The 18,405-nt window shown below is 60.8% G+C and carries 18 protein-coding genes; 9 read left to right on the forward strand and 9 right to left on the reverse strand.

The features are described from left to right. Positions 1-4: 4 nt before the first annotated feature. From Q0859_RS02400 to Q0859_RS02410, 3 genes are read right to left on the reverse strand one after another with little or no spacing between them, the layout of a single operon-like run. Positions 5-442: a cytochrome c gene (locus Q0859_RS02400; protein ID WP_299147286.1), complete on the reverse strand. Its 438-nt coding sequence runs from the start codon at positions 440-442 to the stop codon at positions 5-7. Next, on the reverse strand, positions 439-1,395 hold the full coding sequence (denD, locus tag Q0859_RS02405; protein ID WP_299147287.1) for a D-erythronate dehydrogenase: 957 nt from the start codon (positions 1,393-1,395) through the stop codon (positions 439-441). The genes Q0859_RS02400 and denD overlap by 4 nt, the downstream gene beginning before the upstream one ends. Next, on the reverse strand, positions 1,392-2,318 hold the full coding sequence (locus Q0859_RS02410; protein WP_299147288.1) for an NAD(P)-dependent oxidoreductase: 927 nt from the start codon (positions 2,316-2,318) through the stop codon (positions 1,392-1,394). The genes denD and Q0859_RS02410 overlap by 4 nt, the downstream gene beginning before the upstream one ends. Before the next feature lie 68 nt (positions 2,319-2,386). On the opposite strand from Q0859_RS02410, the gene Q0859_RS02415 reads away from it, so the two are divergent. From Q0859_RS02415 to Q0859_RS02435, 5 genes are read left to right on the forward strand one after another with little or no spacing between them, the layout of a single operon-like run. After that, a complete protein-coding gene (locus tag Q0859_RS02415; protein ID WP_299147289.1) occupies positions 2,387-3,130 on the forward strand; it encodes an SDR family oxidoreductase in 744 nt (247 codons plus the stop codon). Beyond that, complete coding sequence (locus Q0859_RS02420; protein WP_299147290.1) at positions 3,127-4,926, forward strand: IlvD/Edd family dehydratase; 1,800 nt, start codon at positions 3,127-3,129, stop codon at positions 4,924-4,926. The genes Q0859_RS02415 and Q0859_RS02420 overlap by 4 nt, the downstream gene beginning before the upstream one ends. A gap of 12 nt (positions 4,927-4,938) precedes the next feature. After that, positions 4,939-5,781: a fumarylacetoacetate hydrolase family protein gene (locus Q0859_RS02425; RefSeq protein ID WP_299147291.1), complete on the forward strand. Its 843-nt coding sequence runs from the start codon at positions 4,939-4,941 to the stop codon at positions 5,779-5,781. Next, positions 5,774-6,709, forward strand: coding sequence for a 2-hydroxyacid dehydrogenase (locus Q0859_RS02430; RefSeq protein WP_299147292.1), 936 nt, complete (start codon positions 5,774-5,776; stop codon positions 6,707-6,709). Before Q0859_RS02425 ends, Q0859_RS02430 begins: the two co-directional genes overlap by 8 nt. Next, positions 6,706-7,794 carry a mandelate racemase/muconate lactonizing enzyme family protein gene (locus Q0859_RS02435; protein ID WP_299147293.1) on the forward strand — a complete coding sequence of 363 codons (1,089 nt, stop codon included), beginning with the start codon at positions 6,706-6,708 and terminating at the stop codon, positions 7,792-7,794. The genes Q0859_RS02430 and Q0859_RS02435 overlap by 4 nt, the downstream gene beginning before the upstream one ends. 35 nt (positions 7,795-7,829) lie before the next feature. On the opposite strand, the gene Q0859_RS02440 is transcribed toward Q0859_RS02435, so the two are convergent. The 3 genes from Q0859_RS02440 to gpmI are packed head-to-tail and all read right to left on the reverse strand — an operon-like array spanning position 7,830 to position 11,818. Then, entirely contained in the window at positions 7,830-9,170 is a 1,341-nt protein-coding gene (locus tag Q0859_RS02440) for a S41 family peptidase (RefSeq protein ID WP_299147294.1), read from the reverse strand. Positions 9,171-9,176: 6 nt separating this feature from the next. Then, positions 9,177-10,277 carry a peptidase M23 gene (locus Q0859_RS02445; protein ID WP_299147297.1) on the reverse strand — a complete coding sequence of 367 codons (1,101 nt, stop codon included), beginning with the start codon at positions 10,275-10,277 and terminating at the stop codon, positions 9,177-9,179. Positions 10,278-10,306: 29 nt separating this feature from the next. Continuing rightward, a complete protein-coding gene (gene gpmI / locus Q0859_RS02450; protein ID WP_299147298.1) occupies positions 10,307-11,818 on the reverse strand; it encodes a 2,3-bisphosphoglycerate-independent phosphoglycerate mutase in 1,512 nt (503 codons plus the stop codon). Between the two features lie 42 nt (positions 11,819-11,860). Here gpmI and Q0859_RS02455 point away from each other — a divergent pair, with 42 nt between their 5' ends. The 3 genes from Q0859_RS02455 to Q0859_RS02465 all read left to right on the forward strand — a co-directional run bounded on the left by Q0859_RS02455 (position 11,861) and on the right by Q0859_RS02465 (position 13,309). Further along, positions 11,861-12,406, forward strand: a complete 546-nt coding sequence (locus Q0859_RS02455) for a DUF3291 domain-containing protein (protein WP_299147299.1) — start codon at positions 11,861-11,863, stop codon at positions 12,404-12,406. Positions 12,407-12,574: 168 nt separating this feature from the next. Continuing rightward, the gene (locus Q0859_RS02460; RefSeq protein WP_299147300.1) at positions 12,575-13,057 is read left to right on the forward strand and encodes a DUF1203 domain-containing protein; all 483 of its coding nucleotides are present in this window, start codon (positions 12,575-12,577) and stop codon (positions 13,055-13,057) included. Between the two features lie 69 nt (positions 13,058-13,126). Continuing rightward, positions 13,127-13,309: a zinc-finger domain-containing protein gene (locus Q0859_RS02465; RefSeq protein WP_299147301.1), complete on the forward strand. Its 183-nt coding sequence runs from the start codon at positions 13,127-13,129 to the stop codon at positions 13,307-13,309. A 27-nt stretch (positions 13,310-13,336) separates the two neighbouring features. On the opposite strand, the gene Q0859_RS02470 is transcribed toward Q0859_RS02465, so the two are convergent. Continuing rightward, a complete protein-coding gene (locus tag Q0859_RS02470) occupies positions 13,337-13,798 on the reverse strand; it encodes a hypothetical protein (RefSeq protein WP_299147302.1) in 462 nt (153 codons plus the stop codon). Positions 13,799-13,833: 35 nt separating this feature from the next. Here Q0859_RS02470 and polA point away from each other — a divergent pair, with 35 nt between their 5' ends. Continuing rightward, the gene (gene polA / locus Q0859_RS02475) at positions 13,834-16,629 is read left to right on the forward strand and encodes a DNA polymerase I (protein WP_299147303.1); all 2,796 of its coding nucleotides are present in this window, start codon (positions 13,834-13,836) and stop codon (positions 16,627-16,629) included. A 190-nt stretch (positions 16,630-16,819) separates the two neighbouring features. Here polA and Q0859_RS02480 read toward each other — a convergent pair whose 3' ends face one another. Both Q0859_RS02480 and Q0859_RS02485 read right to left on the reverse strand, forming a co-directional pair. Further along, positions 16,820-17,572 (reverse strand): TIM barrel protein, encoded by a 753-nt coding sequence (locus tag Q0859_RS02480; protein ID WP_299147304.1) that lies wholly within the window; start codon positions 17,570-17,572, stop codon positions 16,820-16,822. A 248-nt stretch (positions 17,573-17,820) separates the two neighbouring features. Then, on the reverse strand, positions 17,821-18,396 hold the full coding sequence (locus tag Q0859_RS02485; RefSeq protein WP_299147305.1) for a DUF1285 domain-containing protein: 576 nt from the start codon (positions 18,394-18,396) through the stop codon (positions 17,821-17,823). Positions 18,397-18,405 lie beyond the last annotated feature (9 nt).

Consider the following 18,405-nt stretch of genomic DNA (forward strand, 5'->3'; position numbering starts at 1 on the left):
AAGCCTAGTCGCGATAGGCCTTGTGACAGGCCCGGCATGTTTCACCAAGAGCGGCAAGAGCGGGTACAAGGTCCTCGGGCTGGCGCATGGATGTGGACAGGTCCATGGCGACGTTCTGCATGTGCATCGACTTCGCCCTGAAATCATCGAAGTTGTCCCAGATGTCCGGCTTCGCCTCGGATTTGGGGTCCATCTCGAAGGCGGCAAACAACTCTGGCGTCTGCGCGGCATATCCGGCAATCGCCACCGCAGCGGCACGCGCAGCCTCGCCATCGAACGGGGTCTGTCTCTTGGCCATATCGCCGATGATTTTCATATTCTCGCTGATATCGCTCATCCCTATCATCCGCTGCATGACCGCAGCGTTCTTCACACCGGAATGGGCCAGCGCGATCCCGCTCGTCGCAGCGACGACGCAAACTGCGAAAACACCAAGCCTCATCGCTGCAAATCCTCTTCGATATAGACATCCACGATCTCACGAAATGATTCTTCGGCCCCGAACCCAAGCGCGATCGCCCGCTCGGGCAGGAAGTCGCGCGGCCAGCCCTCGACGATCTTGGCGACCGCGGCATCGGGTTGCGGCTTGATCAGGGCGACCACATTGTTCCCCGCCACATCGCGCAGCGCCTCGATCTGTTCGGCCACAGTGCAGCTGATCCCCGGCAGGTTCAGAGCGCGCCGCCCTTCAAGCCGTTCCGTATCCAGCGTTCCAGCATGCACCAGAAATCCGGCGGCAGACCGGGGTGAGGCATGCCAGTGCCGCACTGTGTCAGGCACAGGCAGCACCGCCTCGTGACCATTGAGCGGTTCGCGGATAATCCCGGAGAAAAAGGACGAGGCTGCGAGGTTTGCCTTGCCCGGCCGCACACAGATCGTGGGCAGGCGCAAGGACATGCCGTCGATGAACCCCTTGCGCGAAAAATCCTGTACCAAGAGTTCGCACGCCGCCTTTTGCGCGCCATAGCTGGTCTGCGGCGATTGCAGGAAATCATCCGTGATCTTGTCGGGGTATGGGCCGCCAAACACAGCGATGGACGAGGTGAAGATCAACCGCGGCACGTACTCTCCACCGCTGGCGCGATGCTGCGCGCGCAACGCCTCAAGGAAATGCCACATCGGCCACAGGTTGGTTTGCCAGCCCAGATCGAAATCGGTTTCGGCCTGGCCCGAGACGATGGAGGCGAGGAAATAGATCGTGTCGAACCGTTCCGCCGCCAAAGCCGCCCCTTCGGCGACAACCGACAGATCACCGATGCGCCGGTCCGTGCCTGCCCCACCTTCGGGAAAGGCGATGTCATGCAGCGTCAGCGCCACCTCAGGATCATCGGCAAGACGATGCGCCAGCTTTTGGCCGACCATGCCGCCGCCACCCAGGACCAGAACCCGTTTCATGTGTCCATCCCGTTGCGGCTGCGCAACTCAAGATAAAGGCCCGAGTGATCCCTGTCCGCCCCGTCCATATGCTCGACAAAATGCGCAAAGCGGTCGCGCACCCCTTGGGTCATGGGCAGGGACAGGTCGACTGATTCGGCCTCTGCCAATACGTTATTCAGGTCCTTGAGTTGGAATTTCGAGAGTCCGCCAGGTGCGAAATTCCCGGTCGTCATCCGCTCGCCATGCTGTTGCAAAATGGTACTGTCCGCAAACCCGCCCTTAAGAGCAGCGCGCAGGGCTGCCGGGTCCGCACCACCCCGTTCGGCCAGCAACATCGCCTCGGCCACCGCTCCGATGGTGACAGCCACGATGGTCTGGTTGCACAGTTTGCTGAGCTGGCCGGTGCCGGACGGGCCGACATGCACGGGGCGTCCCATAACCTCAAGGATAGGCGCGGCGCGGCCGAAATCATCCGCACCGCCCCCGACCATGATGGCCAGCGATGCGCCTTCCGCCCCTTTGGTGCCACCTGACACAGGCGCGTCCAGATGGGCCACGTCGACCTCGTCCAGCGCCGCAGCCTGCGCACGGGCTTCGCCGGGCTTGGTAGACGACATATCGATCCAGAGTGCGCCCTTCTTCAGCGCTTGGGCAACATCATCGACAACGGACAAAACGGTCGGCCCATCGCTCATCATGGTGATGATGATGTCCGCGTTCGCGGCCGCCTCGGGGATGGTGTCGACCACCTGTGCCCCGACCTCGGCCAAGGGGTCAGCCTTGGCGCGGGTGCGGTTCCAGACCGTCACCGGCACGCCCGCCCGCGCAAGGTTGCGCGCCATCGGAAAGCCCATCAGCCCGGTCCCGAGCAGGGCCACTTTTTCGAACGCCATCGCGCGTACTCCCATTTTGTCGTGACGGCTGGTCAACAGTTCCGCCATGTCCTACGCTAACACCAAAACGCAGGCCAAGGGCCAGCGCAACACCTGATCAGGATGGGAGGGACCACATGGGCCGTTTGGACGGAAAGCGCGCGCTTGTGACAGCGGCAGGTCAGGGAATCGGACGGGCCAGCGTGATCGCGATGGCCTCCGAAGGGGCGCAGGTCTTTGCCACCGACGTCAATGCCGAGTTACTAGGCGATATGCCCAAAGGTGTCGAAACCTATGTTTTGGATGCGATGGACGACACCAGCATCCGCGCCGGGGTTGAACACGCTCAACCGGATATATTGTTCAACTGTGCGGGCTTTGTGCACCACGGATCGGTTGAGGCCGCGACGGACGACGAATGGGATTTTGCCTTTGATCTCAACGTCCGGTCCATGTTCCGCACCATGCGCGCCGTCTTGCCCGGTATGGTCGAACGCGGCACAGGGTCGATCATCAACATGTCATCGGCCTGCTCAAGCATCATCGGGGCACCCAATCGCTTCATCTATGGCACGACGAAGGCGGCTGTCATCGGCATGACCAAATCCGTCGCCGTCGACTATGTGAAAACCGGGGTGCGCTGCAACTGCATCTGCCCCGGCACCGTCGAAAGCCCAAGCTGGCATGACCGGGTCAAGGCGCTTGGCGAACAGGTCGGCAGCTATGAAGCCGCCCTTGAACAATTCGTGTCACGCCAGCCCATGGGCCGCGTGGCCACCGCAGACGAAATCGCAGCCCTTGTGGTCTATCTTGCCAGCGACGAAAGCGGCTTTACCACAGGACATCCCCACATCATCGACGGAGGCTGGTCAGGACAATGACTCGTAAAATTGGAATCGAAGATTTGCGGTCGCGCAAATGGTTTATGAACCCGGACAACCCGGAAATGACCGCGCTCTATCTTGAGCGGTATCTGAATTACGGCCTCACGCGCGAGGAATTACAGTCCGGCAAGCCGATCATCGGGATCGCGCAGACCGGTAGCGACCTTTCGCCCTGCAACCGGCATCACATCGAACTCTCCAAGCGGGTGCGCGACGGGATCATCGCCGCGGGTGGCACCTGTATCGAAGTACCGGTGCATCCCATTCAGGAAACCGGCAAGCGGCCCACCGCCATGCTGGATCGCAACCTTGCCTATCTCAGCCTTGTCGAGACGCTGTTTGGCTACCCTCTGGACGGGGTCGTGTTGAACATCGGTTGTGACAAGACCACGCCAGCCCTCCTCATGGCCGCCGCCACCGTGAACATCCCTGCCATCGCCTTGTCCGTCGGACCGATGCTGAACGGCTGGTTCCGGGGCAAGCGCACCGGGTCCGGGTCGATCGTGTGGCAAGCGCGCGAGATGATGGCCAAGGGCGAGATTGACGAGGAAGGGTTCATGGAACTCGTCGCCTCCTCCGCCCCATCGGTCGGGTATTGCAACACGATGGGCACCGCGACCACGATGAACTCGCTGGCCGAGGCGCTGGGGATGCAACTGCCCGGTGCGGCTGCCATTCCGGCTCCCTACCGCGAGCGGGGGCAGATCAGTTACGAAACGGGCAAACGCGCGGTCGAGATGGTGTGGGAAGACCTGCGTCCTTCTGACATCATGTCACGCGAGGCGTTCGAGAACACCATCGTCATCAACTCCGCCATTGGAGGGTCGACCAACGCGCCCATCCACCTCAACGGGATCGCCCGTCACCTTGATGTGCCGCTGTCCAACGATGACTGGCAATCGGTGGGCCATGACGTGCCCTTGATCGTGAACATGCAGCCTGCGGGTGAGTATCTGGGCGAGGATTATCAGCATGCAGGCGGTGTGCCTGCGGTGATCGGTGAGTTGATTGCCGCCGACCTTCTGCCTCATCCGGACGTGATCACCGCCAACGGCAAGACCATGCGCGAGAATTGCGGCCATGTGCGCAGCGAGGATACGAAAGTGATCCGTTCTGCCTCCGACCCGCTCAAGCAGCATGCCGGGTTCATCAATCTCAAGGGCAACCTGTTTGACAGCGCGATTATGAAAACATCCGTGATCTCGCCCGATTTCCGGGCACGCTATCTGTCCAACCCGGATGATCCCGAAGCCTTTGAAGGGCGCGCGGTCGTATTTGACGGACCAGAGGATTTCCATCACCGCATTGACGATCCGGCGGAAAACATTGACGAACACTGCATCCTGTTCATGCGCGGTGCGGGCCCAAAAGGGTATCCCGGCGGGGCCGAGGTCGTGAACATGCGCGCGCCGTCCTACCTGCTGAAAAAGGGCATCGACGCGCTGCCATGTGTCGGCGACGGGCGGCAATCGGGCACATCCGGCTCCCCCTCGATCCTGAACGCCTCGCCCGAGGCGGCGGATGGGGGCGGGCTTGCCCTGCTGAAAAACGGCGACCGGGTACGCATCGACCTGAAGAAATGCACCGCCGACATGCTGATTGATGCCACCGAACTGACGGCACGGTCCGTAGCGCTGCAAGAGGCCGGCGGCTATGCCAGCCCCGAAAACCAAAGCCCGTGGCAGGAAATTTTCCGCGACCGGGTGGGCCGCTTTGACGAGGGCATGACCCTGCGCGGCGCGGACGCCTATCAAGACATTTCGCGCAAGCATATGCCGCGCGACAATCACTAGGGAATAAACTATATGAAACTTGTGAGATACGGTGCCGTAGGCCGTGAAAAACCCGGAATCATTGATGGCGACACGTTGCGCGATCTATCCGGTGAAATCGATGATGTGACGGGCAACACGTTGGATGACGCAACCCTTGATCGGTTGCGCACGCTCGATCCCTCCGCCCTGCCCGAGGTCAAGGGCAACATCCGCCTTGGCCCTTGCGTCGGCAACTTCGGGAAATTCCTGTGTATCGGTCTGAACTATTCGGACCATGCCGCCGAAACGGGGGCTGCAATCCCAGAGCACCCCATTCTGTTCTTCAAGGCGAACTCCGCCATTGTGGGTGCCCATGACGACGTGGTCATGCCGCGCGGCTCAACCCATACCGATTGGGAGGTCGAGTTGGGTGTCGTCATCGGCACCACCGCCAAATATGTCAGCAAGGAAAACGCGCTGGATCACGTGGCGGGCTATTGCGTCGTCAATGACGTGTCCGAGCGGCACTACCAGACCCAACTGACCGGGCAGTGGACCAAGGGCAAGTCTTGCGACACCTTCGGCCCGACGGGGCCATATCTCGTGACCCGCGACGAAATTCCCGATCCACAGAACCTTGCCATGTCGCTGGACGTAAACGGCAAGCGGATGCAGACCGGCAACACCTCGACCATGATCTTTACCGTGGCCGAAATCATCGAACACCTGAGCGGGCTGATGACACTGCACCCGGGTGACATCATCACAACCGGGACGCCTCCGGGCGTCGGAATGGGCATGAAACCACCAACCTATCTCAAGGTCGGTGACGTTATGGAGCTCGAAATCGAAGGGCTGGGCCGTCAGCGCCAAGAGGTAAAACAAGATGCATGATCTGCTGCAAATCGGGGGCATCACGGATGCGATGCGTGATCGTCTGACCCCCCACTTCAATATCCACAAGCTGAGCGACGGGGATTACCCCGGCGCGGCGATCACACATGTTGCAACGAACGGTCACGATGGGGTGCCGGCGGATGTAATGGCCGCATGTCCCAACATCAAAATGGTCAGCGGATATGGTGTGGGCTATGACGCGGTGGACACCGATGCCGCCGTGAAGCGAGGCATTGTCGTGACCCATACGCCCAACGTGCTGAACTCCGAAGTCGCCACCACCACCGTGATGCTCATGCTCACGAGTTACCGCAATTTCCTGTCGGAAGAGGCGCATGCACGTTCGGGCAATTGGGAGACCAACGGCAACGCGCCCTTGTCGCGCAGTGCGGATAACCGGCGTGTCGGCATCCTCGGACTGGGCCGGATCGGGCAGGCAATTGCCGACAAATTGGCCCCGTTCAACCCCGAAATCCACTATCATACCCGCACCAAGAAGGACGTGGACTACATCTATCACGAGACGCTTCTCGGCATGGCCAAAGCGGTCGAGGTGCTGATCTGCATCACCCCCGGCGGCCCCTCGACCAACAAGATCGTAAACGCGGATGTGATGGCGGCCCTGGGCCCCGACGGCCTGCTGATCAACGTCTCGCGCGGGTCGGTCGTGGACGAGGCAGCGATGGTTTCAGCCTTGCAAACCGGGGCCTTGGGTTATGCGGCCCTCGATGTGTTCGAGGCCGAGCCAAAGATCCCCGATGCCCTCAAATCCATGCCCAATGTCATCCTCTTGCCCCATGTCGGCTCGGCCACGCATGAAACGCGCGCGGCGATGGGCGATCTCGTGGTCGACAACCTGCTGGAACACATCAAGACCGGCAAGGTGCTGACGCCCGTACCCGAGACCGCCCACCTCAACACATGAGCGCGATCACTGACGTCACCGCGCGCCTGTTCGAGGTACCGCTGGATGAAGTGCTGGTGGATGCCAAACACGGCGACCACTTTCACTTTCATCTGGTGACGGCCACGGTCACGCTGGCGGATGGGCGTACCGGCACGGGCTATACCTATAACGGGGGCCGGGGCGGACATGCCACGGCCGCAATGATCACCCACGATCTGGCCTCATTCCTGATCGGTCAGGACGGTGAAAACGTCGAAGCGTTGACCGAGGCGATGGACTGGCACATGCACTATGTGGGCCGGGGCGGTATCCTCAGCTTTGCGATCTCGGCGGTGGATATCGCGCTATGGGATGCCCGGCTGAAGGGTACAGGGCAGTCGCTGCTCAAGGCGGCTGGCGGCGCGTCAGATCGATGCCGGGCCTATGCGGGCGGGATCGATCTGGGTTTTGACCTGCCCAAGCTGCTCGACAGCATTCAGGGATATCTCGACCGGGGCCATAACGCGGTCAAGATCAAGATCGGCCAACCGACCGAGGCCGAGGACGTGACCCGGATCAAGGCGGTGCGTGACCTGATTGGGCCAGAGGCCACGTTCATGGTCGATGCGAACTATTCCATGACCACGGATCAGTCGGTTTCAATGGCAAAGGCGATTTCGCCATACGACATCACGTGGTTCGAGGAACCCATTCTGCCGGACGCATTCGAGGACTACGCCGCAATCCGGGAGGCTTCGGGAATGGCGGTGGCGCAGGGCGAAAACCTGCACACGATGCACGAATTCGCGCGTGCCATGCCGCATGTGGATTTCATCCAGCCCGACGCGTCAAACTGCCTCGGGATCACGGGGTGGTTACAGGTGGCCGAAATGGCGCGACAACACGATGTGCCTGTGTGCAGTCACGGAATGCAGGAACTCCATGTGTCGCTTGTGTCATCCCAGCCACATGGAGGCTGGCTCGAGGTGCACAGTTTTCCCATCGATCGCTACACCACACGGCCTCTCGTGATTGAGGACCATCTGGCGGTTGCACCTGACGTGCCGGGGATCGGAGTGACGTTTGATTGGGCCAAGCTGACCCAGTTCGAGGTTGGTCTATAACGTAGGGTGGGCGATATCGCCCACCCCGTTGATCTTTAGTTTTTGGGACCGAGGGCGTTCAACCCTTTCAGAATATCAATGGCATAGGCCAGTTGATAATCCTCTTCGCGCAACTCGGCGGCCGCTTCGGCCTTCGCGCGATCTTCCTCAATCTGGCGGATTTCATCTTCGCTGAGCGAGTCGTTGTTGAGCGAGCCGCGCAGATCCGCTTCCGAGCTTTGGCCGACAGCGCTTGCGGGCTCGTCCTCTTCCTCGGTTTGAGGGGCGCGGCGCGGTTGTTCGACGATGATGTCGGGGCTCACGCCAAGCGACTGGATCGAACGACCCGAGGGCGTGTAATAGCGCGCCGTGGTCAAGCGCATCGCGCTTTCGCCCCGCAACGGCATGACAGTTTGCACCGACCCTTTGCCAAAGCTCTTGGTGCCGATCACGATAGCACGGCGGTGATCCTGCAAGGCACCAGCCACAATCTCGGAAGCCGAGGCAGAGCCGCCATTGATCAGCACGACGATAGGTTTGCCTTCGGCGAGATCGCCAGGAGTGGCGTTGAACCGATCCCCATCCACTGGATCCCGACCCCGGGTCGACACGATCTCACCCTCTTCGAGGAAGGCATCCGACACCCGGATCGCCTGGGTCAGCAAACCGCCGGGGTTGTTGCGCAGGTCGATGACGAAGCCGTTCACCGAATCCATGCCGCCGAGGGTTTCGACCTCTTCTTTCAATTTGGAGATCAGATTGGGCGTCGTTTTGTCGTTGAACGTGGTCACGCGCATCACGATGGTATCGCCTTCGGTGCGACTGCGCACCGCCTGCAATTCGATGGTGTCGCGGATGATCGAGACGTCGAAGGGCTCAGTTTCGCCCTCGCGCACCACGGTGATAATGATTTCTGAGCCCACCGGGCCGCGCATCCGTTCAACCGCTGAATCGAGCGTCAGGCCCAACATGCTGTCGCCGTCCACATGAGTGATGAAATCGCCCGCCTCGATCCCCGCTTCGGCGGCGGGGGTGCCATCGATGGGTGAGACAACCTTGATAAAGCCCTCTTCCTGCGTAACCTCAATGCCAAGACCGCCGAACTCACCGCGAGTCTGGACTTGCATGGCCGCCGCATCATCAGGCGACAGATAGCTGGAGTGTGGGTCAAGCGAGGTCAGCATCCCGTCAATCGCCGCCTCAATCAGCTCACCGGGTTCGACCTCTTCCACATATTGGCTGCGGATGCGCTCAAAGATGTCGCCGAACAGGTCAAGCTGTTCATAGACACTGCTGTTCGCAGCGCTTTCCTGTGCCAGCAATGGCCCTGCCACCTGCGTCGTGGCGATGACCCCGGCCAATGTACCGCCCAGCGCGGCCATGACGAATTTTTGCATTCCTATCTATCCATCCTTGTCGGTGCTGAACCACTCAAGCGGGTCCATTGGCACGTTGTCCTGTCTTACCTCTATATAGAGCGTTTCCGACGCCGCAGCGCCACCCCCATCACCACCAGTTGATGGCACGTCTGCGGAACCTTGCCCCGGCAGCCCCCCCATCAGGCCCAATGGCGTGTCTGCCGCGATAATCTGGCCGGTTTCTCCATAGGTAACGCCCATCCCCGCCAAGACAAACAATGTGCCCGGACGCGGTTCCAGAATCGTGACGTTCCCAAAATCGAGCAATGGGCCAACATAGCGGATCGTGGCGGCTGTTGGCGATGCGACAAGCGCGCCGGGCCGGGTGGCCAGCAGAATGCCGGGCCGTGTAATTCCGGCGGCATCCGGTTCACCCGCACGGCGCAGGATCAGCCCGCGTACCGGGGCAGGCAGGTTGCCGATCTGGTCGTCGATGCTGGGCGGAGTCCAGCCTGCGTCGTCGGTCGCGATGCTGGCCAGCCCGCTTGAGAACGCGTCAAGTGTCTCTGCCGAGGCGATCAGGATCGCGGTGCGGACGGGATCAGAGGTAAAGCGTTGGGGCAGGTCGGTGCGCTCGGCCATTGCCTGATTGAGCGCGGCGCGCGCGGTCTGCACTTCGCTGAGGCCCTTTTGCAGTTGGGAGGCTGCCTGCGTCTGCAAGAGGCGCAGGTCCGTCACATCCGCGAGGTCCCGGCGCAGCGTTTCGGCCCGCCGGTTCAGCGCAGGGGTGAGTTCGGCGAGCAGCATACCTGCACGCGCTGTGCCGTTGGGGCCATCGGGGTGCAGGAACGCAGTCGGGGATTCACCGGGGGTCAGCCGTTGCAGCACCGCCAGCAATTGTGCAATTTCCGCATCGCGTGCGGCCAATTGCCCGCTCAACTGTGCCTCGCGGATCGCCGCACGGCGCAGACCGGCGCGCATGGCCGACAATCCCGCCTCATAGGCTTGCACTGTTTGGGTCAACGCGCGCACCCGATCCCGCGCGCTTTCCGCGTCCGTCAACTGAATCGAGGCACTTTCAAGCTGCGCGCCCGCCTCACGCGCCAGCGCGCCCGCGTCCTCCTGAGCTGCGACAGACGCCGCCATCAGGCAAGCAATGAGGACCGCAAGATACCTCATGCAATCAGGCTGTGCCCCGTCATTTCAACCGGTTTGTCCAGCCCCATCAACTCAAGCAAGGTAGGGGCCAGATCAGCCAGGCGTCCATCATTCAATTCACCCTCGGCCCCGATCAGTGCGACAGGCACGAGGTTCGTTGTGTGGGCCGTATGCGGCGCGCCGGTATCGGGATCAATCATGGTTTCGCAATTGCCGTGATCGGCCGTCAGGATCATCACCCCGCCTGCAGCATCAAGCGCCGGCAGCACGCGGGCAAGGCCCTGATCCACCGCTTCACATGCCGCAATCGCGGCCTTGAGATCACCGGTATGCCCGACCATGTCCGGGTTCGCATAATTCACCACGATCAGGTCATATCCAGCCTCGATCGCCTCGATAAGACGGTCCGTGACCTCAACCGAGGACATCTCGGGTTGCAGATCATAGGTCGCCACGGACGGAGATTTGGGCATGACCCGGTCTTCACCGCGTTCGGGCGTTTCCGTGCCACCGTTCAGAAAGAAGGTCACGTGCGGATATTTCTCGGTCTCGGCAAGGCGGAACTGACGCAAGCCCGCCTTGGCAACCCATGCCCCAAGCGTGTTCACGATTTCAGGCTTGGGATAGACGGTGCCCATGTAAGCCTGATGCGCCTGGGAATAGTCGGCCATCCCGATCAGACCCGCCCAATCGGGGCGGCCTTCGGGCGCGAACGCCTCAAAGGACGGATCGCCAAGCGCCGCCATGATTTCGCGCGCGCGGTCGGCGCGGAAATTCAGGCAGAACAACCCGTCTCCGTCCTTGGCCCCTTTATAACCATCCATGACGGTGGCCGGAATAAACTCGTCCGTCGTGTCGTTGCCATAGGCGGCCTCGACCGCGGCATAGTGGCTTTTGGCGACACGGCCCCTGGCGGCCACAATCGCGGAAAATGCAGTTTCGACACGGTCCCATCGGTTGTCGCGATCCAGTGCGAAATAACGACCCGTGACGGTGACAACCCGCGCGCCCGCAGGCAGCCCGGCGGCCAAATCCGACAGGTATGTCTCCGCAGATTTCGGCGCGACATCCCGCCCATCGGTGATCGCGTGGATCAACACATCAAGGCCCGCATCCGTGCAGGCCCTGGCAGCGGCGATCATATGCGACAGATGCCCGTGCACCCCTCCGTCAGACACCACCCCAAGCAAATGCGCGCGCCCGCCCTGCTCCTTGATTGCGGCAATCCAGTTGTTGAGGGGGTCATTGTGGAAAAAGCTGCCGTCTTCTATGGCCAAATCAATCTGACCCAGGTCCATCGCCACCACCCGGCCCGCGCCGATATTGGTATGGCCCACTTCGGAATTGCCCATTTGCCCCTTGGGCAGACCCACATCAGGGCCGTGGGTGGTGAGGGTCGCGTTCGGGCAGGTTTCCATGATGTGTTCAAAGGTTGGTGTTTCGGCCAGCGCCGGGGCATTGCCATGCGTTTCTTTGCGCAGGCCCCACCCATCAAGAATGCACAGAACGACCGGTTTTGAGGGTGCCATTTGCCAACGAACCTTTATTTGCAACGTCCCGGGCTTTCTACCGTGCTATATCAGGCTTGGAAAGAACGGTTGGGGGGCGGGCAACAGTTGGCTGACATCCAGAAATACGTGCTGGTTCACATGAATGTCGTGCGCCCTGTAGGCCCCTTCAACGCGGGGCATCCCAATATCCAGTATTTTTTTCACCAGTTGCCGCTGATTTTCGCCAAGGCCAGGGCGGATGGTGACCTGTTTTGGCACGCTCACGGGGCGCGGGCACCGGATGGGCAATACCTTGAGATGGACGGGATTTTGGCGCAGGACACCCGCGGCACTCAGGACAATTTGCACATCATCACCATGGCCGGATGGCGTGACATCAAGGCGATGCACAGGTTCACCTATCGCGAGCCATTACATGTCGAGGGGATGCGGACCCTGCGCGATTGGGTGGATCGTTCGGACGGCGCGACGATGGTGATGTGGTGGGTTGTGCGCGGTACCCGCGTTTCACTGGCCGAGGGCTGGGAGAGGTTGCAGAGTTTGCGCCAGAACGGCGCGTCCAAGGATGCCTTTTCGCTGCAACAGCGGTTTGCTGCCCCTGAGTGACCGCGGCAGGGTCATGCCTGCCTGCGCGTATGAGGGGCTTTGCCCCCGCGCCATGCAGCGCTCCCCCACGGTATTTTTGGTCAAAAGAAACAGGAAAGCGCATCTTTCGGGTCGCGCCCTGATCGATGGGTGTTCATGGTCGGCCTGTTGATCTTGAAAGGACCTGATATGCCCGTGTTTACTGCGTTGCCCTCTGACATCGTTGCCGCTTATCGGGCAGGTGCCCCAGATGCCTTTGGCAATCCGCCAGAACGTGCCGTCAGCAACGGGAACGGCAATCCCTGCCGTCATTGTCTTTGTAGTATTCCCACCGGTGCCCCAATGCTCGTGTTGGCCCACAAACCGTTTGAGGGCACTCATCCCTACGCCGAGGTTGGCCCGATATTCCTGTGTGCCGAACCCTGCGCGCGCGGTGGCGGCAGTGCCGAAATGCCCCCGATCCTCACCACATCACCGGATTACCTGATCAAGGGCTATTCCGCCACGGATCGCATCGTTTATGGAACCGGTGCGGTGATCCCGACACCCCGGATATCGGCCCGTCTTGATCAGATCTTTGCCAACCCGGACGTCGCCTATATCCACATCCGCTCGGCCCGCAACAATTGTTATCAGGCCCGGGTGGATCGACCTGCGAACCCTGACGACTAGGGACTTGTCTGCCTGTCCCCCTTGGCCCATAAACGCGCCTGCACCGCGCCACAGCCAAGGATTGCAACCATGCCCATCGACGCCCCCGAAACCAAGATTGTCGACACTTCTCGCGTGGCCTGTGATGGAAGCGAGGGCGCGCTTGGCCACCCCCGTGTCTGGTTGTACGTTCCCGAGGATACCGGCTGGGTCGAGTGCCCTTATTGCGATTGCAAATACGTCGCGCGCGGCGGTCCTGCCGATACGCAGTAGCACCGCGCCAACGGGTTCAGAGGCCCGTCACCCCGGCTTGGCGCTCAACGCGCGTGTCACGCAGGACAGCAGGGTCTTATCAAGCCCGTTGTTGGCGAGCACATATGTTCCAATATTGTGCCCCGCCAGAAACGTAAGCCGATCACCGGCTTTCGTGCGTCCCCGCCCCAATGCCGTGCCAGAGCTGCGTTCGAAATAGGTGTACCGCGCCCGCCCTGTGTTCCCGTCAGAGCATTCGAATTTGGCCACACCTGCCCCAAGGAAAGTGCGCCGCCACATTCCTCGACAGGCTGTCCCGTCTGCACCTGTTGCCGTCAATGGGCCGCTTTCGCGTCCGAATGTGCGCCCCGTGAAAAAGTTTTGCCCATCCTGCGTGCATCCCACAAAGGGGACGCAAAAGTTGTCATTTAATGTGCAGGTTGTATCCGCTTGCACAGGATCAACCAGCGTTGCACTGGTAATTGCGCATAGGATGGTTAAGCGTAGCATCGCGGATCTCGACGTGGTCAATGGAAGGGCGTGGCATGACACAAACACAATTTGGCAAGGGCTGCCACCTGCATCTGATTGACGGCTCAGCCTTTATCTTTCGCGCTTATCACGCGTTGCCTCCGTTAACCCGCAAGTCTGATGGTTTGCCCATCGGGGCGGTGTCGGGGTTCTGCAACATGCTGCACCGCTATGTTGAAGGAAACACCGGCCCCGACGCGCCCACCCATGTGGCCGTGATCTTTGACAAGGGCAGCCATACCTTCCGCAACGACATGTACGACCAGTACAAGGCCAACCGCGAGGCCATGCCCGAGGACCTGCGTCCACAGATTCCGCTGACCCGTCAAGCCACCGAAGCCTTCAATATCGCCTGCAAGGAAAAGGAAGGGTTCGAGGCCGACGACATCATCGCCACCCTCGCCGTGCAGGCCCGTGCCGCGGGGGGCCGCTGCACCATCATCAGTTCAGACAAGGACTTGATGCAGCTTGTCGGTGATGGCGTCGAGATGCTCGATGCGATGAAGAACAAGCGCATCGACCGTGACGGGGTGTTCGAGAAATTCGGTGTCTATCCCGACCGGGTGGTCGACGTGCAGGCACTGGCGGGTGACAGCGTGGACAACGTGCCCGGCGCGCCCGGCATAGGGATCAAGACGGCGGCCCTGCTGATCAACGAATATGGCGATCTGGATGGGTTGCTTGACCGGGCTGGTGAAATCAAACAGCCCAAGCGTCGCGAAACCCTGATCGAACATGCCGATCAGATCCGCCTGTCCCGCCGCCTTGTGCAGCTGGACGCGGAGATGGAGCTGGATTTCACGCTCGACGATCTGGAAGTCCGCGATCCGATCCCGGATCAGCTTATGCCCTTTCTGGCGGAGATGGAGTTTCGCACCCTCACCAAGCGCATTTCCGACCAGCTTGGCGTCGAAATGCCCGAGATCAAGGAGCCTGCCCCCGCCGCCCCGGATGCGCCTGAAGCCCCCGGCTTTGACGAAGCCACCTATGAACACGTGCAGGACGCGAGCGCCCTTCAAACATGGATCAACCTGATTTACGAGCGTGGCTATGTGGCTGTTGATACCGAAACCACCGGGCTCAATGAAATGACCGCGGGGCTGGTTGGTATCTCACTGGCGGTGAACCCCGGTCACGCCTGCTATATCCCGCTCACCCACAAGCAGGGCGGCGATGATCTCTTTGGCTCGGACGATCTGGCCGAGGGGCAGATGCCGCTCGATGAGGCGCTGAAGATGCTCGCGCCCATGCTGGAGGACAACAGCATCCTCAAGATCGGGCAGAACATGAAATACGATGCCAAGATCTTTGCCCAGATCGGCATTACCGTCGCCCCCATCGACGACACCATGCTGATGAGTTACGCGATGCATGGCGGGCTGCACAATCACGGCATGGACACCCTGTCCGAACGCTATCTGAACCACACCCCCATCCCGATCAAACCCCTGCTTGGGTCCGGCAAGTCCGCCAAGACCTTTGATCAGGTGCCTGTAGATGACGCCGTGAAATACGCCGCCGAGGACGCCGATATCACCCTGCGCCTCTGGCAGCATTTCAAGCCGCTGTTGCATCGCGCACAAGTCACCAAGGTCTATGAAACGCTTGAACGACCCATGGTGCCGGTGCTGGCGGCCATGGAACGCTCGGGCATCAAGGTGGATCGCGACACCCTCAGCCGCATGTCCAACGCCTTTGCGCAGAAGATGGCGGGGCTCGAGGACGAAATCTATGAAATGGCGGGGCGCAAGTTCAATGTCGGTTCACCCAAACAGTTGGGTGAAATCCTGTTTGACGAAATGGGAATCGAAGGTGGCAAGAAGGGCAAGACCGGAGCCTATGCCACCGGCGCGGACGTGCTTGAAGATCTCGCGACCGAGCATGACCTGCCGGGTCGGGTACTGGATTGGCGTCAACTCAGCAAGTTGAAGTCGACCTATACGGACGCCCTTCAGGACCACATCAATCCGGACACGGGCCGGGTACACACCTCTTATTCCATCGCGGGGGCCTCAACGGGCCGGCTCGCCTCGACCGATCCGAACCTGCAAAACATCCCGATCCGCACCGAGGAAGGGCGGCGCATCCGCGAAGCCTTCGTTTCGGAACAGGGCAAGACGCTTGTTGCGCTGGATTACTCGCAGATCGAGTTGCGCATTCTGGCCCACATCGCCGACATTCCCGAACTCAAGCAGGCCTTTGCAGATGGGATCGACATTCACGCACTCACTGCGTCCGAAATGTTCGACGTACCACTGGACGAGATGACGCCCGAGGTACGCCGTCAGGCCAAGGCGATTAACTTCGGGGTGATTTACGGCATTTCCGGCTTTGGGTTGGCGCGCAACCTGCGTATTCCACGCGCCGAGGCGCAGGGGTTCATCGACCGATATTTCGAACGCTTCCCCGGCATCCGCACCTACATGGACGACACCAAGGCCTTCGCGAAGGAACACGGCTATGTGCAGACCCTGTTCGGGCGGCGGATTCATACACCCGAGATTGCGTCCAAAGGCCCACGCGCCGGGTTCGCCGCGCGTGCGGCCATCAACGCGCCCATCCAGGGCACCGCGGCGGATGTGATACGGCGCGCGATGATCCGCATGCCCGAAGCCATCAAGGACCTGCCCGCGGCGATGCTGCTACAGGTCCACGATGAACTGCTGTTCGAGGTTGAAAACGGCGCGGTGGACGATCTGATAGGTGTGGCCAAGGACGTGATGGAGGGTGCGGCAGATCCGGTCGTGCATCTGGATGTGAAGCTGATCGTGGATGCGGGGCAGGGACAGCACTGGGCAGAGGCGCATTAGGCACCCGGCCCCGCCGCTCCCTGCCCATTACTTATCGATCGTCAGCGTTTCGACCTCCCGGCGCGCAATCGGGGCGACAGGAAAGGCGACATAAGCCTGGAGGGCAGCAATCACTGGGCGCATCTCATGTTGCAGATCGGGGACAAAGCGCCGCCCGTGTGCACCCCAGAAAGCTGCGCTGCGCGCCCGCTCAGCGCATCCAGTCCAGCCCGGTTTCGGTACGGCCTTGCGGTGTGTATTCGGCGCTGACCCAGCCCGCGTAGCCGGACGCATCAATCGCCTGAAACAATGCAGGAAAATCAATTTTACCGGTGCCCGGCGGCGTGCGCCCCGGCCCATCCCCAATCTGGATGTGGCGGATCAGAGGGGCCATTGCCTCGAACGTGCCCACGGGGTCTCCGGTGATTTCATAGGCATGATAGCTGTCATATTGCAGTCCCAGATTGGGCGCATCCACGGCCTCTATGACCTCGGCCGCCAGATCAAAACTGTTCAGAAAGTAGCCGGGCTGCGCCTTTGGGTTAAGGGGCTCCAACGTCAGGCACAGGCCATCTGGCAAAATCTCGGTCGCCCGTTTGAGGTTGTCAATAAGGGTGGCCTTCGCCTCTGGCCCCTGCGCATCGCCACTCATCACATGAATGATGCCAGCGCCAAGAACCTGCGCGTAGCGCACAGCCCGGCGCATATCATAGTCGAACCGCGCAGCACCCCCGGGAAGGGCCGCAAACCCGCGCGGTCCGCCCGTATAGCTCGGCCCCGGCGCATTCAACAGCACCATCTGCAACCCATTACGGTTCAGCGCGGCCTGCGTATCGGGCGCAGGCACATCATAGGGAAACAACACCTCGACGGCCAGAAAGCCGGCCTCCGCCGCCGCATCAAAGCGATCCAGATAGGGAAGCTCGGCCCAAAGATGAGTCAGGTTTGCTGCAAAGCGAGGCATTTCGGCACCCTAGCGGCGGTCATCAACCAGCGCCATCAAAACGTCTTGACCCACCCATGCCCGAAACCAGATCGTAGCCTGCACCAAGGATGACGGCTGTGCCATTGTCCCTATTGCCGTATCCTGCCGATGCCAAAGAGGGCGGAGGACACCTCCGCCTTACGCCACACATCTGACTGCGCGCCCGTCTGGTGATCGCAAATTGCGGAATGTTCTGTCTTGTAAGGCGGAGGTGTCTTCCGCCATCCTCAGGGCAATTCAACGGAGGGTATGATCTGAAAGAATTGCCCACTTGACCAGACCCCAAACCAATCCTGGTGATGCACCCCCAGATCGACAAGCCGGTAAAAGCTTTTGCGGTCAATCAACGCCTCCAGATCGCTGCGGATCAGGATATAGGGGGCCGGTTCGCCCGTCTGTGCATCCCGGTGCACGCGGATCGGATGATCCGGGCCCGCCACCGCCACATCTTCCACATGGGTGGTAAAGGTCAGCACTTGATCAGCAGCCGCCCCTTTGGCCTCAAAATCCAGCGCGACAAAGGGGGCATCATCGACGGTGATTCCGACCTTCTCGACCGGAGTGACAAGGAAATACTTACCCTCTTCCCGCTTCAGAATGGAGGAGAACAGCTTGACCAGACCGGGACGTCCGATTGGTGTGCCTTCATAAAACCATGTCCCGTCTCGCGCGATGCGCATGTCCAGATCCCCGCAAAACGGCGGATTCCAGAGATGCACGGGCGGCAATCCGCGCGTTTTAGTGGCGTTGATCGACGCCAAAAGCCCTTCGGCATCAGGTGTCACGCTTTTTTGTCCACTCATATCTTTTGC

The organism is uncultured Tateyamaria sp., assembly GCF_947497045.1.
Taxonomy (GTDB): domain Bacteria; phylum Pseudomonadota; class Alphaproteobacteria; order Rhodobacterales; family Rhodobacteraceae; genus Tateyamaria.